General features: G+C 64.9%; 4 protein-coding genes, 1 tRNA gene and 2 rRNA genes (1 of these 7 cut by a window edge). 2 read left to right on the forward strand and 5 right to left on the reverse strand.

Annotation, left to right across the window (positions count from 1 at the left end; genetic code table 11):
• Positions 1-105: 105 nt before the first annotated feature.
• Positions 106-16,278 (reverse strand): VCBS domain-containing protein, encoded by a 16,173-nt coding sequence (locus MJ8_RS28295; protein WP_201411885.1) that lies wholly within the window; start codon positions 16,276-16,278, stop codon positions 106-108.
• Positions 16,279-17,016: 738 nt separating this feature from the next.
• Between MJ8_RS28295 and MJ8_RS28300 the strand changes: the two genes are divergently transcribed.
• Both MJ8_RS28300 and MJ8_RS28305 read left to right on the forward strand, forming a co-directional pair.
• Entirely contained in the window at positions 17,017-17,391 is a 375-nt protein-coding gene (locus MJ8_RS28300; RefSeq protein WP_201411886.1) for a MucR family transcriptional regulator, read from the forward strand.
• A 441-nt stretch (positions 17,392-17,832) separates the two neighbouring features.
• Positions 17,833-18,189 (forward strand): hypothetical protein, encoded by a 357-nt coding sequence (locus MJ8_RS28305; protein WP_201411887.1) that lies wholly within the window; start codon positions 17,833-17,835, stop codon positions 18,187-18,189.
• A gap of 389 nt (positions 18,190-18,578) precedes the next feature.
• Here MJ8_RS28305 and tnpA read toward each other — a convergent pair whose 3' ends face one another.
• The 4 genes from tnpA to MJ8_RS28325 all read right to left on the reverse strand — a co-directional run.
• Positions 18,579-18,968: an IS66-like element accessory protein TnpA gene (gene tnpA, locus MJ8_RS28310; RefSeq protein WP_201411888.1), complete on the reverse strand. Its 390-nt coding sequence runs from the start codon at positions 18,966-18,968 to the stop codon at positions 18,579-18,581.
• Between the two features lie 163 nt (positions 18,969-19,131).
• Positions 19,132-19,208 (reverse strand) — tRNA-Met (locus tag MJ8_RS28315).
• Positions 19,209-19,515: 307 nt separating this feature from the next.
• Positions 19,516-19,630, reverse strand: a 5S ribosomal RNA gene (gene rrf / locus MJ8_RS28320).
• Positions 19,631-19,893: 263 nt separating this feature from the next.
• Positions 19,894-21,543: ribosomal RNA gene (locus MJ8_RS28325) — 23S ribosomal RNA — on the reverse strand; it runs 1,150 nt beyond the window's last position.

Genomic DNA, 21,543 nt, shown 5'->3' on the forward strand with positions numbered 1-21,543 from the left:
CGATCCGCTCGTAAACCTTGCGTAAACCTTAATTGGTAAGCTTGAATTCTCGGCTGCCGGGGAACGAGGTGAGCCGCGCGTGGCCGCGGGCTCACCTTCTTTCCATCATACCGTGAACTCGCTCGTTCCACCGCCGACCCCGATTAGCGTGAATTCCGCCGGGTTGTAGGCTACGACGGTGTGCCCCTGACCGTCATTAGCGAGCTTAAAGCCGTTCGCATCGTAAGTGCCGAGCAGGTGCAGCGTGGCATTGTGCGTACCGTCCGAGACAGTCAGCGTGCCGCCGCTGCCATCCTGGCTCGCCTGATACGCGACCGTCGTTCCGGTACCGAACAGGATGTCGTTCAGGTCCAGCTTGTCGTCGTTGGTGATGCCGCCGATCCGTCCGCTGTAGTCGAAGGAGTCGTCGAGCACCAGCGTGCCGGCCGCATTCTGCGCGAAGGTGACATCGGTCGAGGAGGCTGCGCCGAATTCCAGCTTCGAGAGGTTGCCGATCGTAGCATCGCCCTCGCCGGTGACCGCGCCGTGGATGGCGATGTTGCCGCCATTGGCCCACAGCATGCCGGAATTCGCGACACCGCCGGCGATGACCAGGCCACCCGAACCGGTTGCCTCCAGAGTGCCGGAATTGGCAACCACGCTGCCGCCGGTGTCGATGACCAAGGCATTCGAGCCGGAGGCGATGATCGTCCCCCTGTTGTCGAGGCCGAGCATGCCGTCGCCCAGCTGGCCGGCGCCCGAGATGGTGTTGTCAACATTGGTCAGCGTGACGTCCGGGTCGGTGCCGGAGATGACGTTGAACGCGCTGTCGGACAGGACGACCTGTCCCCCGCCCTGCAGGGTCACGCCATGCTGGATGACCTGCAGCAGCGTGTCATCGCCCGTCGAGTTCAGCGAGATGATGCCGCTGTTGTTGACCGCGCCGCTCAGTGGCAACAAAGCGCCGTCGCCAATCGCCATGGTGCCCGTGTTGTTGACCATCGGGGTCTGGTCGAAGACGAAGTTTTCGTCGGTGAGCGCACCGGAATGCACCCCGTCCAGTGTGATCGACTGTCCGTCGCCAAGCGTGATCACCGCATTGCCGTTGGCATCGTCGGCCATATGCGCCTGGACGTCGGCGAAGTTCTGGAAGCCGGAGTAGCCGATGAGGTCGATCTGGTCGGCGGCAGCATCGAAGCTGTGCACGGTATCGTTGCCGATCGGCTGCGAGAAGACGAAGAGATCGTTGCCGCTGGAGCCGGTGAGCACGTCATCGCCCGACCAGGCGAAGATCGGCGAACCCGGCGCGTAGGCCTCGACGTTGTCGGCGATCGATGCCGTTCCGGTCGTGCCGTCGGCATTGGTCCAGGTCATCTGCACGTCCAGCACCGCCGCGCCGGCGAAACTGGCCGGCGTGGTGACCGTCAGAGCATGGACCGCGTTGGTCTGCACCGTCCAGGATCCATCGTCGTTCTGCATGGCGCCGTCGATTGACCAGCCGGATGGCACATCCTTCACCGTGACTGTTACGGCCTGGCCGTCCGAGGGGTCGGTGAGTGCGAGATTGATCGGCTCACCGGCGGTGCCGGCGGGCTTGAGGCCGCCTTGCGTCTTGGCGGCATTGGTATGGCCCGAGCCATCCGAGAACGCCCCACTGTCGATGGTAAGAGTGTAAGACGATCCGTTGCTGCTACCTGCGCCTTTGTCCACTTGGAATGTGTAATGCGTCGAATCGGTGAAACTGCCGGTGCCGTTGATTACTGTCACATTCGGCAAACCGGAAACGTGGATCACGTCCGATAGATTGACAAAATTTGCGGTGACGGGAGCACCGAACGTTATCGTCACCGTGCTGGGTGTGGCGTTGTTCCCCTGTTTTCCATCCACGACCGCGGAGATCAGCGTTTGGCTGACTTCATCGGTCCCATTCACCGTCACCGTTATGGTCTGGGTATCGGAGGCCGCGTTGTTGTCGGTGCTTTGGACTGTGTAGGTCAGCGTCAGCGATTGGCCTGCGGCAAGATAGTCGAACGCCTGCGTTCCCGAGTTGAAGGTCCAGGTGAGGTTGTGGGTGTCTGTCGGATTGGCGGCCAGGCCCGATGTCGGTGCAACGGCCAGCATGGCGAGAAGCTGGGCGTTGGTCAGGCCGAGGCCGGCCGTCGTTCCCGATGCCACGACAGCCGTGGCCGACGAACTCACCGTGTCCGATAGATCAGCATCGGTGACGGTCAGCGTGCCGTTTGTCGACAGACCCGCATTGGTCTCGGTCAGAGTCGCCGACGCTGTGTCAGGCGTTCCCGTCGCCACAAGATGAATATCCGGCGCGTCGTTGGTGCCATTCACCGTCACCGTTATGGTCTGGGTATCGGAGGCCGCGTTGTTGTCGGTGCTTTGGACCGTGTAGGTCAGCGTCAGCGATTGGCCTGCGGCAAGATAGTCGAACGCCTGCGTTCCCGAGTTGAAGGTCCAGGTGAGGTTGTGGGTGTCTGTCGGATTGGCGGCCAGGCCCGATGTCGGTGCAACGGCCAGCATGGCGAGAAGCTGGGCGTTGGTCAGGCCGAGGCCGGCCGTCGTTCCCGATGCCACGACAGCCGTGGCCGACGAACTCACCGTGTCCGATAGATCAGCATCGGTGACGGTCAGCGTGCCGTTTGTCGACAGACCCGCATTGGTCTCGGTCAGAGTCGCCGACGCTGTGTCAGGCGTTCCCGTCGCCACAAGATGAATATCCGGCGCGTCGTTGGTGCCATTCACCGTCACCGTTATGGTCTGGGTATCGGAGGCCGCGTTGTTGTCGGTGCTTTGGACCGTGTAGGTCAGCGTCAGCGATTGGCCTGCGGCAAGATAGTCGAACGCCTGCGTTCCCGAGTTGAAGGTCCAGGTGAGGTTGTGGGTGTCTGTCGGATTGGCGGCCAGGCCCGATGTCGGTGCAACGGCCAGCATGGCGAGAAGCTGGGCGTTGGTCAGGCCGAGGCCGGCCGTCGTTCCCGATGCCACGACAGCCGTGGCCGACGAACTCACCGTGTCCGATAGATCAGCATCGGTGACGGTCAGCGTGCCGTTTGTCGACAGACCCGCATTGGTCTCGGTCAGAGTCGCCGACGCTGTGTCAGGCGTTCCCGTCGCCACAAGATGAATATCCGGCGCGTCGTTGGTGCCGGTGATGGTCACCGTCACCGTCCCCGTCGCCGTGCCGTCCTGGCTCGTCACCGTGAAGGTGTCGGTCACGACCTGACCCGCGGTCAGTTCGTTGTGCGCGCCGTTGCCGGTGTAGGTCCAGGCGCCGTTGGCGTCGATCGAGAAGTCGCCATAGGTGCCGGCCGCATTGGTCTGCGCCACCACATGCGCCTCGCCCGTGTCAGGGTCGGTGATCGTCAGCTGGCCGCTGGTGTTCAGCGCCGCCGCCGTGTCGCCTTCGGTCACGGACTTGGAGTCCGAGCTCACCGTCGCCGCGTCGTTGGTGCCGGTGATGGTCACCGTCACCGTCCCCGTCGCCGTGCCGTCCTGGCTCGTCACCGTGAAGGTGTCGGTCACGACCTGACCCGCGGTCAGTTCGTTGTGCGCGCCGTTGCCGGTGTAGGTCCAGGCGCCGTTGGCGTCGATCGAGAAGTCGCCATAGGTGCCGGCCGCATTGGTCTGCGCCACCACATGCGCCTCGCCCGTGTCAGGGTCGGTGATCGTCAGCTGGCCGCTGGTGTTCAGCGCCGCCGCCGTGTCGCCTTCGGTCACGGACTTGGAGTCCGAGCTCACCGTCGCCGCGTCGTTGGTGCCGGTGATGGTCACCGTCACCGTCCCCGTCGCCGTGCCGTCCTGGCTCGTCACCGTGAAGGTGTCGGTCACGACCTGACCCGCGGTCAGTTCGTTGTGCGCGCCGTTGCCGGTGTAGGTCCAGGCGCCGTTGGCGTCGATCGAGAAGTCGCCATAGGTGCCGGCCGCATTGGTCTGCGCCACCACATGCGCCTCGCCCGTGTCAGGGTCGGTGATCGTCAGCTGGCCGCTGGTGTTCAGCGCCGCCGCCGTGTCGCCTTCGGTCACGGACTTGGAGTCCGAGCTCACCGTCGCCGCGTCGTTGGTGCCGGTGATGGTCACCGTCACCGTCCCCGTCGCCGTGCCGTCCTGGCTCGTCACCGTGAAGGTGTCGGTCACGACCTGACCCGCGGTCAGTTCGTTGTGCGCGCCGTTGCCGGTGTAGGTCCAGGCGCCGTTGGCGTCGATCGAGAAGTCGCCATAGGTGCCGGCCGCATTGGTCTGCGCCACCACATGCGCCTCGCCCGTGTCAGGGTCGGTGATCGTCAGCTGGCCGCTGGTGTTCAGCGCCGCCGCCGTGTCGCCTTCGGTCACGGACTTGGAGTCCGAGCTCACCGTCGCCGCGTCGTTGGTGCCGGTGATGGTCACCGTCACCGTCCCCGTCGCCGTGCCGTCCTGGCTCGTCACCGTGAAGGTGTCGGTCACGACCTGACCCGCGGTCAGTTCGTTGTGCGCGCCGTTGCCGGTGTAGGTCCAGGCGCCGTTGGCGTCGATCGAGAAGTCGCCATAGGTGCCGGCCGCATTGGTCTGCGCCACCACATGCGCCTCGCCCGTGTCAGGGTCGGTGATCGTCAGCTGGCCGCTGGTGTTCAGCGCCGCCGCCGTGTCGCCTTCGGTCACGGACTTGGAGTCCGAGCTCACCGTCGCCGCGTCGTTGGTGCCGGTGATGGTCACCGTCACCGTCCCCGTCGCCGTGCCGTCCTGGCTCGTCACCGTGAAGGTGTCGGTCACGACCTGACCCGCGGTCAGTTCGTTGTGCGCGCCGTTGCCGGTGTAGGTCCAGGCGCCGTTGGCGTCGATCGAGAAGTCGCCATAGGTGCCGGCCGCATTGGTCTGCGCCACCACATGCGCCTCGCCCGTGTCAGGGTCGGTGATCGTCAGCTGGCCGCTGGTGTTCAGCGCCGCCGCCGTGTCGCCTTCGGTCACGGACTTGGAGTCCGAGCTCACCGTCGCCGCGTCGTTGGTGCCGGTGATGGTCACCGTCACCGTCCCCGTCGCCGTGCCGTCCTGGCTCGTCACCGTGAAGGTGTCGGTCACGACCTGACCCGCGGTCAGTTCGTTGTGCGCGCCGTTGCCGGTGTAGGTCCAGGCGCCGTTGGCGTCGATCGAGAAGTCGCCATAGGTGCCGGCCGCATTGGTCTGCGCCACCACATGCGCCTCGCCCGTGTCAGGGTCGGTGATCGTCAGCTGGCCGCTGGTGTTCAGCGCCGCCGCCGTGTCGCCTTCGGTCACGGACTTGGAGTCCGAGCTCACCGTCGCCGCGTCGTTGGTGCCGGTGATGGTCACCGTCACCGTCCCCGTCGCCGTGCCGTCCTGGCTCGTCACCGTGAAGGTGTCGGTCACGACCTGACCCGCGGTCAGTTCGTTGTGCGCGCCGTTGCCGGTGTAGGTCCAGGCGCCGTTGGCGTCGATCGAGAAGTCGCCATAGGTGCCGGCCGCATTGGTCTGCGCCACCACATGCGCCTCGCCCGTGTCAGGGTCGGTGATCGTCAGCTGGCCGCTGGTGTTCAGCGCCGCCGCCGTGTCGCCTTCGGTCACGGACTTGGAGTCCGAGCTCACCGTCGCCGCGTCGTTGGTGCCGGTGATGGTCACCGTCACCGTCCCCGTCGCCGTGCCGTCCTGGCTCGTCACCGTGAAGGTGTCGGTCACGACCTGACCCGCGGTCAGTTCGTTGTGCGCGCCGTTGCCGGTGTAGGTCCAGGCGCCGTTGGCGTCGATCGAGAAGTCGCCATAGGTGCCGGCCGCATTGGTCTGCGCCACCACATGCGCCTCGCCCGTGTCAGGGTCGGTGATCGTCAGCTGGCCGCTGGTGTTCAGCGCCGCCGCCGTGTCGCCTTCGGTCACGGACTTGGAGTCCGAGCTCACCGTCGCCGCGTCGTTGGTGCCGGTGATGGTCACCGTCACCGTCCCCGTCGCCGTGCCGTCCTGGCTCGTCACCGTGAAGGTGTCGGTCACGACCTGACCCGCGGTCAGTTCGTTGTGCGCGCCGTTGCCGGTGTAGGTCCAGGCGCCGTTGGCGTCGATCGAGAAGTCGCCATAGGTGCCGGCCGCATTGGTCTGCGCCACCACATGCGCCTCGCCCGTGTCAGGGTCGGTGATCGTCAGCTGGCCGCTGGTGTTCAGCGCCGCCGCCGTGTCGCCTTCGGTCACGGACTTGGAGTCCGAGCTCACCGTCGCCGCGTCGTTGGTGCCGGTGATGGTCACCGTCACCGTCCCCGTCGCCGTGCCGTCCTGGCTCGTCACCGTGAAGGTGTCGGTCACGACCTGACCCGCGGTCAGTTCGTTGTGCGCGCCGTTGCCGGTGTAGGTCCAGGCGCCGTTGGCGTCGATCGAGAAGTCGCCATAGGTGCCGGCCGCATTGGTCTGCGCCACCACATGCGCCTCGCCCGTGTCAGGGTCGGTGATCGTCAGCTGGCCGCTGGTGTTCAGCGCCGCCGCCGTGTCGCCTTCGGTCACGGACTTGGAGTCCGAGCTCACCGTCGCCGCGTCGTTGGTGCCGGTGATGGTCACCGTCACCGTCCCCGTCGCCGTGCCGTCCTGGCTCGTCACCGTGAAGGTGTCGGTCACGACCTGACCCGCGGTCAGTTCGTTGTGCGCGCCGTTGCCGGTGTAGGTCCAGGCGCCGTTGGCGTCGATCGAGAAGTCGCCATAGGTGCCGGCCGCATTGGTCTGCGCCACCACATGCGCCTCGCCCGTGTCAGGGTCGGTGATCGTCAGCTGGCCGCTGGTGTTCAGCGCCGCCGCCGTGTCGCCTTCGGTCACGGACTTGGAGTCCGAGCTCACCGTCGCCGCGTCGTTGGTGCCGGTGATGGTCACCGTCACCGTCCCCGTCGCCGTGCCGTCCTGGCTCGTCACCGTGAAGGTGTCGGTCACGACCTGACCCGCGGTCAGTTCGTTGTGCGCGCCGTTGCCGGTGTAGGTCCAGGCGCCGTTGGCGTCGATCGAGAAGTCGCCATAGGTGCCGGCCGCATTGGTCTGCGCCACCACATGCGCCTCGCCCGTGTCAGGGTCGGTGATCGTCAGCTGGCCGCTGGTGTTCAGCGCCGCCGCCGTGTCGCCTTCGGTCACGGACTTGGAGTCCGAGCTCACCGTCGCCGCGTCGTTGGTGCCGGTGATGGTCACCGTCACCGTCCCCGTCGCCGTGCCGTCCTGGCTCGTCACCGTGAAGGTGTCGGTCACGACCTGACCCGCGGTCAGTTCGTTGTGCGCGCCGTTGCCGGTGTAGGTCCAGGCGCCGTTGGCGTCGATCGAGAAGTCGCCATAGGTGCCGGCCGCATTGGTCTGCGCCACCACATGCGCCTCGCCCGTGTCAGGGTCGGTGATCGTCAGCTGGCCGCTGGTGTTCAGCGCCGCCGCCGTGTCGCCTTCGGTCACGGACTTGGAGTCCGAGCTCACCGTCGCCGCGTCGTTGGTGCCGGTGATGGTCACCGTCACCGTCCCCGTCGCCGTGCCGTCCTGGCTCGTCACCGTGAAGGTGTCGGTCACGACCTGACCCGCGGTCAGTTCGTTGTGCGCGCCGTTGCCGGTGTAGGTCCAGGCGCCGTTGGCGTCGATCGAGAAGTCGCCATAGGTGCCGGCCGCATTGGTCTGCGCCACCACATGCGCCTCGCCCGTGTCAGGGTCGGTGATCGTCAGCTGGCCGCTGGTGTTCAGCGCCGCCGCCGTGTCGCCTTCGGTCACGGACTTGGAGTCCGAGCTCACCGTCGCCGCGTCGTTGGTGCCGGTGATGGTCACCGTCACCGTCCCCGTCGCCGTGCCGTCCTGGCTCGTCACCGTGAAGGTGTCGGTCACGACCTGACCCGCGGTCAGTTCGTTGTGCGCGCCGTTGCCGGTGTAGGTCCAGGCGCCGTTGGCGTCGATCGAGAAGTCGCCATAGGTGCCGGCCGCATTGGTCTGCGCCACCACATGCGCCTCGCCCGTGTCAGGGTCGGTGATCGTCAGCTGGCCGCTGGTGTTCAGCGCCGCCGCCGTGTCGCCTTCGGTCACGGACTTGGAGTCCGAGCTCACCGTCGCCGCGTCGTTGGTGCCGGTGATGGTCACCGTCACCGTCCCCGTCGCCGTGCCGTCCTGGCTCGTCACCGTGAAGGTGTCGGTCACGACCTGACCCGCGGTCAGTTCGTTGTGCGCGCCGTTGCCGGTGTAGGTCCAGGCGCCGTTGGCGTCGATCGAGAAGTCGCCATAGGTGCCGGCCGCATTGGTCTGCGCCACCACATGCGCCTCGCCCGTGTCAGGGTCGGTGATCGTCAGCTGGCCGCTGGTGTTCAGCGCCGCCGCCGTGTCGCCTTCGGTCACGGACTTGGAGTCCGAGCTCACCGTCGCCGCGTCGTTGGTGCCGGTGATGGTCACCGTCACCGTCCCCGTCGCCGTGCCGTCCTGGCTCGTCACCGTGAAGGTGTCGGTCACGACCTGACCCGCGGTCAGTTCGTTGTGCGCGCCGTTGCCGGTGTAGGTCCAGGCGCCGTTGGCGTCGATCGAGAAGTCGCCATAGGTGCCGGCCGCATTGGTCTGCGCCACCACATGCGCCTCGCCCGTGTCAGGGTCGGTGATCGTCAGCTGGCCGCTGGTGTTCAGCGCCGCCGCCGTGTCGCCTTCGGTCACGGACTTGGAGTCCGAGCTCACCGTCGCCGCGTCGTTGGTGCCGGTGATGGTCACCGTCACCGTCCCCGTCGCCGTGCCGTCCTGGCTCGTCACCGTGAAGGTGTCGGTCACGACCTGACCCGCGGTCAGTTCGTTGTGCGCGCCGTTGCCGGTGTAGGTCCAGGCGCCGTTGGCGTCGATCGAGAAGTCGCCATAGGTGCCGGCCGCATTGGTCTGCGCCACCACATGCGCCTCGCCCGTGTCAGGGTCGGTGATCGTCAGCTGGCCGCTGGTGTTCAGCGCCGCCGCCGTGTCGCCTTCGGTCACGGACTTGGAGTCCGAGCTCACCGTCGCCGCGTCGTTGGTGCCGGTGATGGTCACCGTCACCGTCCCCGTCGCCGTGCCGTCCTGGCTCGTCACCGTGAAGGTGTCGGTCACGACCTGACCCGCGGTCAGTTCGTTGTGCGCGCCGTTGCCGGTGTAGGTCCAGGCGCCGTTGGCGTCGATCGAGAAGTCGCCATAGGTGCCGGCCGCATTGGTCTGCGCCACCACATGCGCCTCGCCCGTGTCAGGGTCGGTGATCGTCAGCTGGCCGCTGGTGTTCAGCGCCGCCGCCGTGTCGCCTTCGGTCACGGACTTGGAGTCCGAGCTCACCGTCGCCGCGTCGTTGGTGCCGGTGATGGTCACCGTCACCGTCCCCGTCGCCGTGCCGTCCTGGCTCGTCACCGTGAAGGTGTCGGTCACGACCTGACCCGCGGTCAGTTCGTTGTGCGCGCCGTTGCCGGTGTAGGTCCAGGCGCCGTTGGCGTCGATCGAGAAGTCGCCATAGGTGCCGGCCGCATTGGTCTGCGCCACCACATGCGCCTCGCCCGTGTCAGGGTCGGTGATCGTCAGCTGGCCGCTGGTGTTCAGCGCCGCCGCCGTGTCGCCTTCGGTCACGGACTTGGAGTCCGAGCTCACCGTCGCCGCGTCGTTGGTGCCGGTGATGGTCACCGTCACCGTCCCCGTCGCCGTGCCGTCCTGGCTCGTCACCGTGAAGGTGTCGGTCACGACCTGACCCGCGGTCAGTTCGTTGTGCGCGCCGTTGCCGGTGTAGGTCCAGGCGCCGTTGGCGTCGATCGAGAAGTCGCCATAGGTGCCGGCCGCATTGGTCTGCGCCACCACATGCGCCTCGCCCGTGTCAGGGTCGGTGATCGTCAGCTGGCCGCTGGTGTTCAGCGCCGCCGCCGTGTCGCCTTCGGTCACGGACTTGGAGTCCGAGCTCACCGTCGCCGCGTCGTTGGTGCCGGTGATGGTCACCGTCACCGTCCCCGTCGCCGTGCCGTCCTGGCTCGTCACCGTGAAGGTGTCGGTCACGACCTGACCCGCGGTCAGTTCGTTGTGCGCGCCGTTGCCGGTGTAGGTCCAGGCGCCGTTGGCGTCGATCGAGAAGTCGCCATAGGTGCCGGCCGCATTGGTCTGCGCCACCACATGCGCCTCGCCCGTGTCAGGGTCGGTGATCGTCAGCTGGCCGCTGGTGTTCAGCGCCGCCGCCGTGTCGCCTTCGGTCACGGACTTGGAGTCCGAGCTCACCGTCGCCGCGTCGTTGGTGCCGGTGATGGTCACCGTCACCGTCCCCGTCGCCGTGCCGTCCTGGCTCGTCACCGTGAAGGTGTCGGTCACGACCTGACCCGCGGTCAGTTCGTTGTGCGCGCCGTTGCCGGTGTAGGTCCAGGCGCCGTTGGCGTCGATCGAGAAGTCGCCATAGGTGCCGGCCGCATTGGTCTGCGCCACCACATGCGCCTCGCCCGTGTCAGGGTCGGTGATCGTCAGCTGGCCGCTGGTGTTCAGCGCCGCCGCCGTGTCGCCTTCGGTCACGGACTTGGAGTCCGAGCTCACCGTCGCCGCGTCGTTGGTGCCGGTGATGGTCACCGTCACCGTCCCCGTCGCCGTGCCGTCCTGGCTCGTCACCGTGAAGGTGTCGGTCACGACCTGACCCGCGGTCAGTTCGTTGTGCGCGCCGTTGCCGGTGTAGGTCCAGGCGCCGTTGGCGTCGATCGAGAAGTCGCCATAGGTGCCGGCCGCATTGGTCTGCGCCACCACATGCGCCTCGCCCGTGTCAGGGTCGGTGATCGTCAGCTGGCCGCTGGTGTTCAGCGCCGCCGCCGTGTCGCCTTCGGTCACGGACTTGGAGTCCGAGCTCACCGTCGCCGCGTCGTTGGTGCCGGTGATGGTCACCGTCACCGTCCCCGTCGCCGTGCCGTCCTGGCTCGTCACCGTGAAGGTGTCGGTCACGACCTGACCCGCGGTCAGTTCGTTGTGCGCGCCGTTGCCGGTGTAGGTCCAGGCGCCGTTGGCGTCGATCGAGAAGTCGCCATAGGTGCCGGCCGCATTGGTCTGCGCCACCACATGCGCCTCGCCCGTGTCAGGGTCGGTGATCGTCAGCTGGCCGCTGGTGTTCAGCGCCGCCGCCGTGTCGCCTTCGGTCACGGACTTGGAGTCCGAGCTCACCGTCGCCGCGTCGTTGGTGCCGGTGATGGTCACCGTCACCGTCCCCGTCGCCGTGCCGTCCTGGCTCGTCACCGTGAAGGTGTCGGTCACGACCTGACCCGCGGTCAGTTCGTTGTGCGCGCCGTTGCCGGTGTAGGTCCAGGCGCCGTTGGCGTCGATCGAGAAGTCGCCATAGGTGCCGGCCGCATTGGTCTGCGCCACCACATGCGCCTCGCCCGTGTCAGGGTCGGTGATCGTCAGCTGGCCGCTGGTGTTCAGCGCCGCCGCCGTGTCGCCTTCGGTCACGGACTTGGAGTCCGAGCTCACCGTCGCCGCGTCGTTGGTGCCGGTGATGGTCACCGTCACCGTCCCCGTCGCCGTGCCGTCCTGGCTCGTCACCGTGAAGGTGTCGGTCACGACCTGACCCGCGGTCAGTTCGTTGTGCGCGCCGTTGCCGGTGTAGGTCCAGGCGCCGTTGGCGTCGATCGAGAAGTCGCCATAGGTGCCGGCCGCATTGGTCTGCGCCACCACATGCGCCTCGCCCGTGTCAGGGTCGGTGATCGTCAGCTGGCCGCTGGTGTTCAGCGCCGCCGCCGTGTCGCCTTCGGTCACGGACTTGGAGTCCGAGCTCACCGTCGCCGCGTCGTTGGTGCCGGTGATGGTCACCGTCACCGTCCCCGTCGCCGTGCCGTCCTGGCTCGTCACCGTGAAGGTGTCGGTCACGACCTGACCCGCGGTCAGTTCGTTGTGCGCGCCGTTGCCGGTGTAGGTCCAGGCGCCGTTGGCGTCGATCGAGAAGTCGCCATAGGTGCCGGCCGCATTGGTCTGCGCCACCACATGCGCCTCGCCCGTGTCAGGGTCGGTGATCGTCAGCTGGCCGCTGGTGTTCAGCGCCGCCGCCGTGTCGCCTTCGGTCACGGACTTGGAGTCCGAGCTCACCGTCGCCGCGTCGTTGGTGCCGGTGATGGTCACCGTCACCGTCCCCGTCGCCGTGCCGTCCTGGCTCGTCACCGTGAAGGTGTCGGTCACGACCTGACCCGCGGTCAGTTCGTTGTGCGCGCCGTTGCCGGTGTAGGTCCAGGCGCCGTTGGCGTCGATCGAGAAGTCGCCATAGGTGCCGGCCGCATTGGTCTGCGCCACCACATGCGCCTCGCCCGTGTCAGGGTCGGTGATCGTCAGCTGGCCGCTGGTGTTCAGCGCCGCCGCCGTGTCGCCTTCGGTCACGGACTTGGAGTCCGAGCTCACCGTCGCCGCGTCGTTGGTGCCGGTGATGGTCACCGTCACCGTCCCCGTCGCCGTGCCGTCCTGGCTCGTCACCGTGAAGGTGTCGGTCACGACCTGACCCGCGGTCAGTTCGTTGTGCGCGCCGTTGCCGGTGTAGGTCCAGGCGCCGTTGGCGTCGATCGAGAAGTCGCCATAGGTGCCGGCCGCATTGGTCTGCGCCACCACATGCGCCTCGCCCGTGTCAGGGTCGGTGATCGTCAGCTGGCCGCTGGTGTTCAGCGCCGCCGCCGTGTCGCCTTCGGTCACGGACTTGGAGTCCGAGCTCACCGTCGCCGCGTCGTTGGTGCCGGTGATGGTCACCGTCACCGTCCCCGTCGCCGTGCCGTCCTGGCTCGTCACCGTGAAGGTGTCGGTCACGACCTGACCCGCGGTCAGTTCGTTGTGCGCGCCGTTGCCGGTGTAGGTCCAGGCGCCGTTGGCGTCGATCGAGAAGTCGCCATAGGTGCCGGCCGCATTGGTCTGCGCCACCACATGCGCCTCGCCCGTGTCAGGGTCGGTGATCGTCAGCTGGCCGCTGGTGTTCAGCGCCGCCGCCGTGTCGCCTTCGGTCACGGACTTGGAGTCCGAGCTCACCGTCGCCGCGTCGTTGGTGCCGGTGATGGTCACCGTCACCGTCCCCGTCGCCGTGCCGTCCTGGCTCGTCACCGTGAAGGTGTCGGTCACGACCTGACCCGCGGTCAGTTCGTTGTGCGCGCCGTTGCCGGTGTAGGTCCAGGCGCCGTTGGCGTCGATCGAGAAGTCGCCATAGGTGCCGGCCGCATTGGTCTGCGCCACCACATGCGCCTCGCCCGTGTCAGGGTCGGTGATCGTCAGCTGGCCGCTGGTGTTCAGCGCCGCCGCCGTGTCGCCTTCGGTCACGGACTTGGAGTCCGAGCTCACCGTCGCCGCGTCGTTGGTGCCGGTGATGGTCACCGTCACCGTCCCCGTCGCCGTGCCGTCCTGGCTCGTCACCGTGAAGGTGTCGGTCACGACCTGACCCGCGGTCAGTTCGTTGTGCGCGCCGTTGCCGGTGTAGGTCCAGGCGCCGTTGGCGTCGATCGAGAAGTCGCCATAGGTGCCGGCCGCATTGGTCTGCGCCACCACATGCGCCTCGCCCGTGTCAGGGTCGGTGATCGTCAGCTGGCCGCTGGTGTTCAGCGCCGCCGCCGTGTCGCCTTCGGTCACGGACTTGGAGTCCGAGCTCACCGTCGCCGCGTCGTTGGTGCCGGTGATGGTCACCGTCACCGTCCCCGTCGCCGTGCCGTCCTGGCTCGTCACCGTGAAGGTGTCGGTCACGACCTGACCCGCGGTCAGTTCGTTGTGCGCGCCGTTGCCGGTGTAGGTCCAGGCGCCGTTGGCGTCGATCGAGAAGTCGCCATAGGTGCCGGCCGCATTGGTCTGCGCCACCACATGCGCCTCGCCCGTGTCAGGGTCGGTGATCGTCAGCTGGCCGCTGGTGTTCAGCGCCGCCGCCGTGTCGCCTTCGGTCACGGACTTGGAGTCCGAGCTCACCGTCGCCGCGTCGTTGGTGCCGGTGATGGTCACCGTCACCGTCCCCGTCGCCGTGCCGTCCTGGCTCGTCACCGTGAAGGTGTCGGTCACGACCTGACCCGCGGTCAGTTCGTTGTGCGCGCCGTTGCCGGTGTAGGTCCAGGCGCCGTTGGCGTCGATCGAGAAGTCGCCATAGGTGCCGGCCGCATTGGTCTGCGCCACCACATGCGCCTCGCCCGTGTCAGGGTCGGTGATCGTCAGCTGGCCGCTGGTGTTCAGCGCCGCCGCCGTGTCGCCTTCGGTCACGGACTTGGAGTCCGAGCTCACCGTCGCCGCGTCGTTGGTGCCGGTGATGGTCACCGTCACCGTCCCCGTCGCCGTGCCGTCCTGGCTCGTCACCGTGAAGGTGTCGGTCACGACCTGACCCGCGGTCAGTTCGTTGTGCGCGCCGTTGCCGGTGTAGGTCCAGGCGCCGTTGGCGTCGATCGAGAAGTCGCCATAGGTGCCGGCCGCATTGGTCTGCGCCACCACATGCGCCTCGCCCGTGTCAGGGTCGGTGATCGTCAGCTGGCCGCTGGTGTTCAGCGCCGCCGCCGTGTCGCCTTCGGTCACGGACTTGGAGTCCGAGCTCACCGTCGCCGCGTCGTTGGTGCCGGTGATGGTCACCGTCACCGTCCCCGTCGCCGTGCCGTCCTGGCTCGTCACCGTGAAGGTGTCGGTCACGACCTGACCCGCGGTCAGTTCGTTGTGCGCGCCGTTGCCGGTGTAGGTCCAGGCGCCGTTGGCGTCGATCGAGAAGTCGCCATAGGTGCCGGCCGCATTGGTCTGCGCCACCACATGCGCCTCGCCCGTGTCAGGGTCGGTGATCGTCAGCTGGCCGCTGGTGTTCAGCGCCGCCGCCGTGTCGCCTTCGGTCACGGACTTGGAGTCCGAGCTCACCGTCGCCGCGTCGTTGGTGCCGGTGATGGTCACCGTCACCGTCCCCGTCGCCGTGCCGTCCTGGCTCGTCACCGTGAAGGTGTCGGTCACGACCTGACCCGCGGTCAGTTCGTTGTGCGCGCCGTTGCCGGTGTAGGTCCAGGCGCCGTTGGCGTCGATCGAGAAGTCGCCATAGGTGCCGGCCGCATTGGTCTGCGCCACCACATGCGCCTCGCCCGTGTCAGGGTCGGTGATCGTCAGCTGGCCGCTGGTGTTCAGCGCCGCCGCCGTGTCGCCTTCGGTCACGGACTTGGAGTCCGAGCTCACCGTCGCCGCGTCGTTGGTGCCGGTGATGGTGATGACGACATCGCGGGTGACGACGCCGCCATGCTGGTCGCCGAGCGTGACCGTATAGGTCTCGTGAACGACCTGCCCGGCCGCCAACTTGTCGAGAGCCGAATCGGCGGCGGTGAACGTCCAGGTGATCTGGCCGCCCGTGCCGGTGCCGGTGGTGTCAGTGGTCTTGACCGCGGCGAGCGAGCCGAGCTGGCCGCTATAGTCGGTGCCCTTGAACACCGCCGAGACCACATGCACATCCGTCAGATCGACGTCGCCGAAGGCGATGGTGCCGGTGGCGGTCTCGGTGGGGGTATGGGCGTCCTCAGTGACGGCGCCGGCGAGCGTGGCTGCGCCAATCACCGGTGCATCGTTGGTGCCGGTGATGGTGATGACGACATCGCGGGTGACGACGCCGCCATGCTGGTCGTCGAGCGTGACCGTATAGGTCTCGTGAACGACCTGCCCGGCCGCCAACTTGTCGAGAGCCGAATCGGCGGCGGTGAACGTCCAGGTGATCTGGCCGCCCGTGCCGGTGCCGGTGGTGTCAGTGGTCTTGACCGCGGCGAGCGAGCCGAGCTGGCCGCTATAGTCGGTGCCCTTGAACACCGCCGAGACCACATGCACATCCGTCAGATCGACCTCGCCGAAGGCGATGGTGCCGGTGGCGGTCTCGGTGGGGGTATGGGCGTCCTCAGTGACGGCGCCGACAAGCGTGGCTGCGCCAATCACCGGTGCATCGTTGGTGCCGGTGAACTGAATGGTGGTCGTTGCCCAGCTCAGCGTGCCGTTGCCGAGTTGAATGGCGTAGGTCAGTTTATCGGTGAGAACCTGGCCCTGCGCAAGCGACTGCAGCAGTGCGTTGATATCGGCGGTATTGTAGTGAATCGTCCCATCGCTGGCGATCCAGATACGCGCTCCGAGCAAGCTTGTGTCGGTGGTTCCAGTAAGTCCGGCGCTGTCGTTGGTGCTTGAATATGTGGTGTCGCGGACAAGCAGATCCGACGGCGCCGGCGTTTTGGTGGCTGTCGACGCGCTGATCGAATTATCGATGGAGTAGAGGAGCTTCGCAGACCCACCCAGATCGTTCGCCAGGACATTAAGGATCAAGACGCCAGTCGAATCTTCAGAGAAGTAGAAAGCGTCGTCCTTAGCCTGCGGTGTGTTGGAAAAGGAAACAGTCGTACCACCCGCATCGGCGATCTGCTGAGTTGCCATTTTTATCTCCCCAGACCGGCGCGCCTGGCGCCCGCCCATTTGCCGTCCGCAAGACGGCAGACCACCCCATGCCGAAAACATCGGCGTCCAATTTGGGGAAGGAGAAACGATTTGCCTTCAACTGAGCGCAACTCAACAGTGTCCGCGAACTGCCATCGCGGATCTGCAGTTACCATACGGTCGTGGCTACGACGGCTTAGTCGCCGCGGCTTTCCCCTACCCCAGTAGCGCCTAACTCGTTGTTGCCGGTCGGGAGATAATTTGCGCTACCTTTATATTAGGATATTATTAACTTTGCCAAGGCGTGCGTCAACGGGTAATTCGATAAACAGTTAATGACGGTAGACGTACCTGTACGATACCAAGAGACTGGCTTAAATGTTTCCGAAGTTCAAATGGTCCCCCCTAAATGGGTCGGGACATTCCTGCTCTGCTAGCCGCCGTGGCAGCATCAAGTCGGAGCAAAACCGTTTCTAGCCAGGCGCGGGTACAAGTAGAATTCTGGGCCTTTCGCGATCGTGATAATCAGCCAACGACGCCAGCTTAACTATGCACCGGAAACTTGCCCATGGTGTCGGACCGCCCCAACACCAGGTTCAGGACGACGATCGCCGGGACGAAACAGGTGCCTAGATCGCGCCGCCCTCACCAACATAGCCCTGAGCGGTTCCCAGCGCTGGCATTTTGCCCCAAAAATCGACTAAGAGATTCAGCCAATTTGTGAGCGGGGATATTTGCATGTCCGACGGGAATAACGAAGACCCGCCCGAACTGATCGGGGACGCGAACTCGTCGCTGTCTAAGGTCGGGCAGCTGGCCGAAGCCGAGAAGCCCGCCCAGGTCCCCGCCGTCAATCCCATGCAATCGGTCTTCCCTGAATACATCATCTGTCTCGAGGACGGTAAGCGGTATAAATCGATGAAGCGCCATCTGCGTGTGCACTACGGCCTGACGCCGGAGCAGTATCGCGAGAAGTGGGGCTTGGCGCTCGACTACCCGATGATGGCCCCTAACTCGGCGGCTCAACGGTCGGCCTTGGCGAAGGCTACTGGGCTTAGCCGCCAGCCTGGGAAGCCCGTGACGATCGCCAGCAAAAAGCGCTCGACACGTTGATTTCCGAGCCTGCCAGTTCTGCGCAAGGAACGAGGCGGCACGAGCGGGGAGTGCAGTATTTCCAGGAACGGGTCGCTGCGGTACTGGGGCTGTGACCGCCCCTGGCGTCCTTGTCCGCCGGAGAGAGCTCCGGCTCGGCGCCGGCACGAAAGCCCCCGGCCAGTCGAGGGTATAGAACGGGCACGGAAAGACGAGTTACGCGCGTCGCGGCAATCGGAGCTTGCTCCATGCGGAGAGCAGATCGGCGAACGCGGCTTTGACGACTAAGTTTAGCGAGCGCTCTTACCGGCTGGACCCTTGCCGGCTGGACCGAGACCGATTCCAACAGGCCGTTACGAGGCACCGACCGTGGGATAGCTGCCGTTAGTTGCGACGCGCACGGCACCACAGCGCCCCGATCGAGGATACCCCGCGTCACCTATCGCCTACGAGACATCTGCCTTGAGGTTCGTCCGGACTCCTCGCGCATACTCGCCGCGCGATCACGTCGACGGTGGCACCAGCAACCAAGTCTTCTTAATGCCCGCGGGCTTGAGCTCGCGCAAGCTTGATCGGACGTTCCACGGTCGGTTCAAGGCGCACCTCTATATCATCCGCAATGGCCGGACGACGCCGGCGCCGGGGATCGTCAAGGCCACACTGCCCGATATCGCGGAAAAGGCGGTCTCCTCCCTGATCAAGACGCAAGGCATCGGCGATCTTTACCGGCTCTACATGCGGGCGCTGTTCGAAAAGGGCTATGAAATGGGCCGTGCCGGGGTGCCGTGGAAACACGTGCCACCCGGGTTTTTGAGATGAGCTGACGGAGCCGTTGATTCCGTAGTTTCCTGCCGGTCGCGTCTCGCGAGCTCCGAAAGTCGTCCTAAATCTTGACCACGAGCTATTTTTCCCTCCTCTACCAGTCGGATCGGCGGACGCTCCACAAGCAATTGTATCCGCAGTATCTCCACCGATATGGAAGGCATGCGAGCGAACGGCAGGACGCTACGGGATCGTCATCCGGGCCTTATGTCGTGGATCGGGCGCAAAGCGGTCGTCTAACACATGGCATCCGGGTGTCGTGCTGGCGCGCTGCCAAACGCTACCTGCTACAAGTCGATGCCTTCCAAGTTGACTGGAAGGTAACCGTCCGGTGACGGCCGCATGGCCGGTCGCCAGCCACACCCGCACACCACTCGGGACCGGGATCATCTGCTGCCCAGAACATCAAGAACCCGGCCGAGTGCCTCCGGGTCGACATCGCGGTCCACACGAACGCACCGGCCACCGCCCAGCTCGATCTCGATCACGCCGCGGCGCGGCGACGCGGCTGACGGCAGTTGCGCCGCCTGCTCCGAAATTCCCGGTGCCGGCGCAATCTTCACGGGGACCAGGTGAGACACGCCCGGCTCCGACCGCCGGCAAAGCCCCTTGCGCCAGCGAAACAGCTGGCTCGAATGCATCCCTGCTGCCTGCGAAACTTCCGAGACCGTCACGCCAGGCTCCAGCGTCGCTGCAACCAGCCGCTCCTTCTCCGCCCGCGACCAGCGCCGGCGACGCTGCACCGATGTGATCACCTCAACGCGCGACATCGTCATAGGACTACTCCCAGGATTACTCCCAGGACTTGCGATGTTCGCCCTGTCTCCGCAAGGCGGCCGTCACCGGACGGTTACGACGCGTCGCGACGGTTGCGTTCTCCTCGAACGCAAAACCGCCCCGATTGATCAGACCGGGACGGTAATTGATTTATGATGGAATTGGTTGCGGGGACAGGATTTGAACCTGTGACCTTCAGGTTATGAGCCTGACGAGCTACCGGGCTGCTCCACCCCGCGTCACCTATGAGCAAGCGTTTGCTTGCGATTATGAGCAAGCATTTGCTTGCGATATGAGCAAGCATTTGCTTGTGTTCTTGGACGTAAGCGCAAGCCTACGGATAGGATGGCCTACAAATAGGTAGATGGCTCACCAAATGAAAGGGCCGCTTTCGCGGCCCGGGCTCCCGTTTGGCGGGCCTTTATGCAAGTCGCCCAAAAGTGCCTGGTGGTTTTGGGACAACGACATGCATCACTAAAATCGTAGAGAGAAGATTGATCTCGATCCGGGTTTGATCCGGATGTGAGCTGAACATGCGCTTTGCAGACCTGGCAGCGACCTACTCTCCCGCGTCTTGAGACGAAGTACCATCAGCGCTGGAGCGTTTCACGGCCGAGTTCGGAATGGGATCGGGTGCAGCCGCTCCGCCATAACCACCAGGTCGGCAAAACGCATGTTCAAATCGAGAAGCTGTTTGAGCGAATAGCCAATAGTGAGTAGCAAATAGGGAGGCCTATTGCTGCATTCTCTACGCTGTTCTCTGGTCTTTGTTGTGCCTTTGACGTTCTTTCAGCCTGGCGCCCTTCGAAGCGAAGCTTCGCAAGGCCGACCGGCCGTCGGCGCCGTTGCGCCGCACCCACGTAGCGCCGCCCGCAGGGCGGAACAAGCGTGAGTGAGAACAAAAGATGGATATAAGTAATGAGAACGATCAAGCCTATCGAACTATTAGTACCGGTAAGCTTCAAGCGTTGCCGCTCTTCCACACCCGGCCTATCAACGTGGTCGTCTTCCACGGTTCTCAGGGAATACTCGTTTCAAGGTGGGTTTCCCGCTTAGATGCCTTCAGCGGTTATCCCGTCCGGATATAGCTACCCTGCAATGCGGCTGGCGCCACAACAGGTCCACCAGAGATCCGTCCATCCCGGTCCTCTCGTACTAGGGACAGATCCTTTCAATATTCCTACACCCACGGCAGATAGGGACCGAACTGTCTCACGACGTTCTGAACCCAACTCACGTACCGCTTTAAATGGCGAACAGCCATACCCTTGGGACCTGCTCCAGCCCCAGGATGCGATGAGTCGACATCGAGGTGCCAAACAACCCCGTCGATATGGACTCTTGGGGGTCATCAGCCTGTTATCCCCGGCGTACCTTTTATCCGTTGAGCGATGGCCCTTCCACGCGGGACCACCGGATCACTATGACCGACTTTCGTCTCTGCTCGACTTGTCAGTCTCGCAGTCAGGCAGGCTTATGCCATTGCACTCAGCGAACGATTTCCGACCGTTCTGAGCCCACCATCGCGCGCCTCCGTTACTCTTTAGGAGGCGACCGCCCCAGTCAAACTACCCACCATACATTGTCCCGGACCCGGATAACGGGCCGCGGTTAGACATCCATAGTGATAAGGGTGGTATTTCAAGGGTGGCTCCACCTGAGCTGGCGCCCAGGCTTCAAAGCCTACCACCTATCCTACACATGCCACTACGAATGCCAATGTAAAGCTATAGTAAAGGTGCACGGGGTCTTTCCGTCTAACCGCAGGAACCCCGCATCTTCACGGGGAATTCAATTTCACTGAGTCTATGCTGGAGACAGCGGGGAAGTCGTTACGCCATTCGTGCAGGTCGGAACTTACCCGACAAGGAATTTCGCTACCTTAGGACCGTTATAGTTACGGCCGCCGTTTACTGGGGCTTCGATTCAGAGCTTGCACCCCTCCTCTTAACCTTCCAGCACCGGGCAGGCGTCAGACCCTATACGTCGCCTTGCGGCTTCGCAGAGCCCTGTGTTTTTGATAAACAGTCGCTACCCCCTGGTCTGTGCCACCCTCCCCTGCTTGCGCAGAAAAGGGTCACGCTTCTTCCGAAGTTACGCGTGCAATTTGCCGAGTTCCTTCAGCATAGTTCTCTCAAGCGCCTTGGTATACTCTACCTGACCACCAGTGTCGGTTTCGGGTACGGTCTATAAGGAGGAGCTATTTCCTGGAACCACTCCGCTGCCCTTTCAATCCGATAAGATTGGACAACTTGTGTGATCCGTCACTACCTCCAGGCCCACGAATATTAACGTGGTTCCCATCGACTACGCGTTTCCGCCTCGTCTTAGGGGCCGGCTAACCCTGCTCAGATTAACTTTAAGCAGGAACCCTTGGTCTTTCGGCGGGGGAGTCTCTCACTCCCCTTACGTTACTCATGTCAGCATTCGCACTTCTGATACCTCCACCGCCCCTCACGGGTACGGCTTCATCAGCTTACAGAACGCTCCGCTACCGCTCGTGATTGCTCACGAACCCTAAGCTTCGGTGTATGGCTTTAGCCCCGTTACATTTTCGGCGCAAAGACCCTTATT

The sequence above is a fragment of the Mesorhizobium sp. J8 genome, assembly GCF_016591715.1.
Lineage (GTDB): Bacteria > Pseudomonadota > Alphaproteobacteria > Rhizobiales > Rhizobiaceae > Mesorhizobium.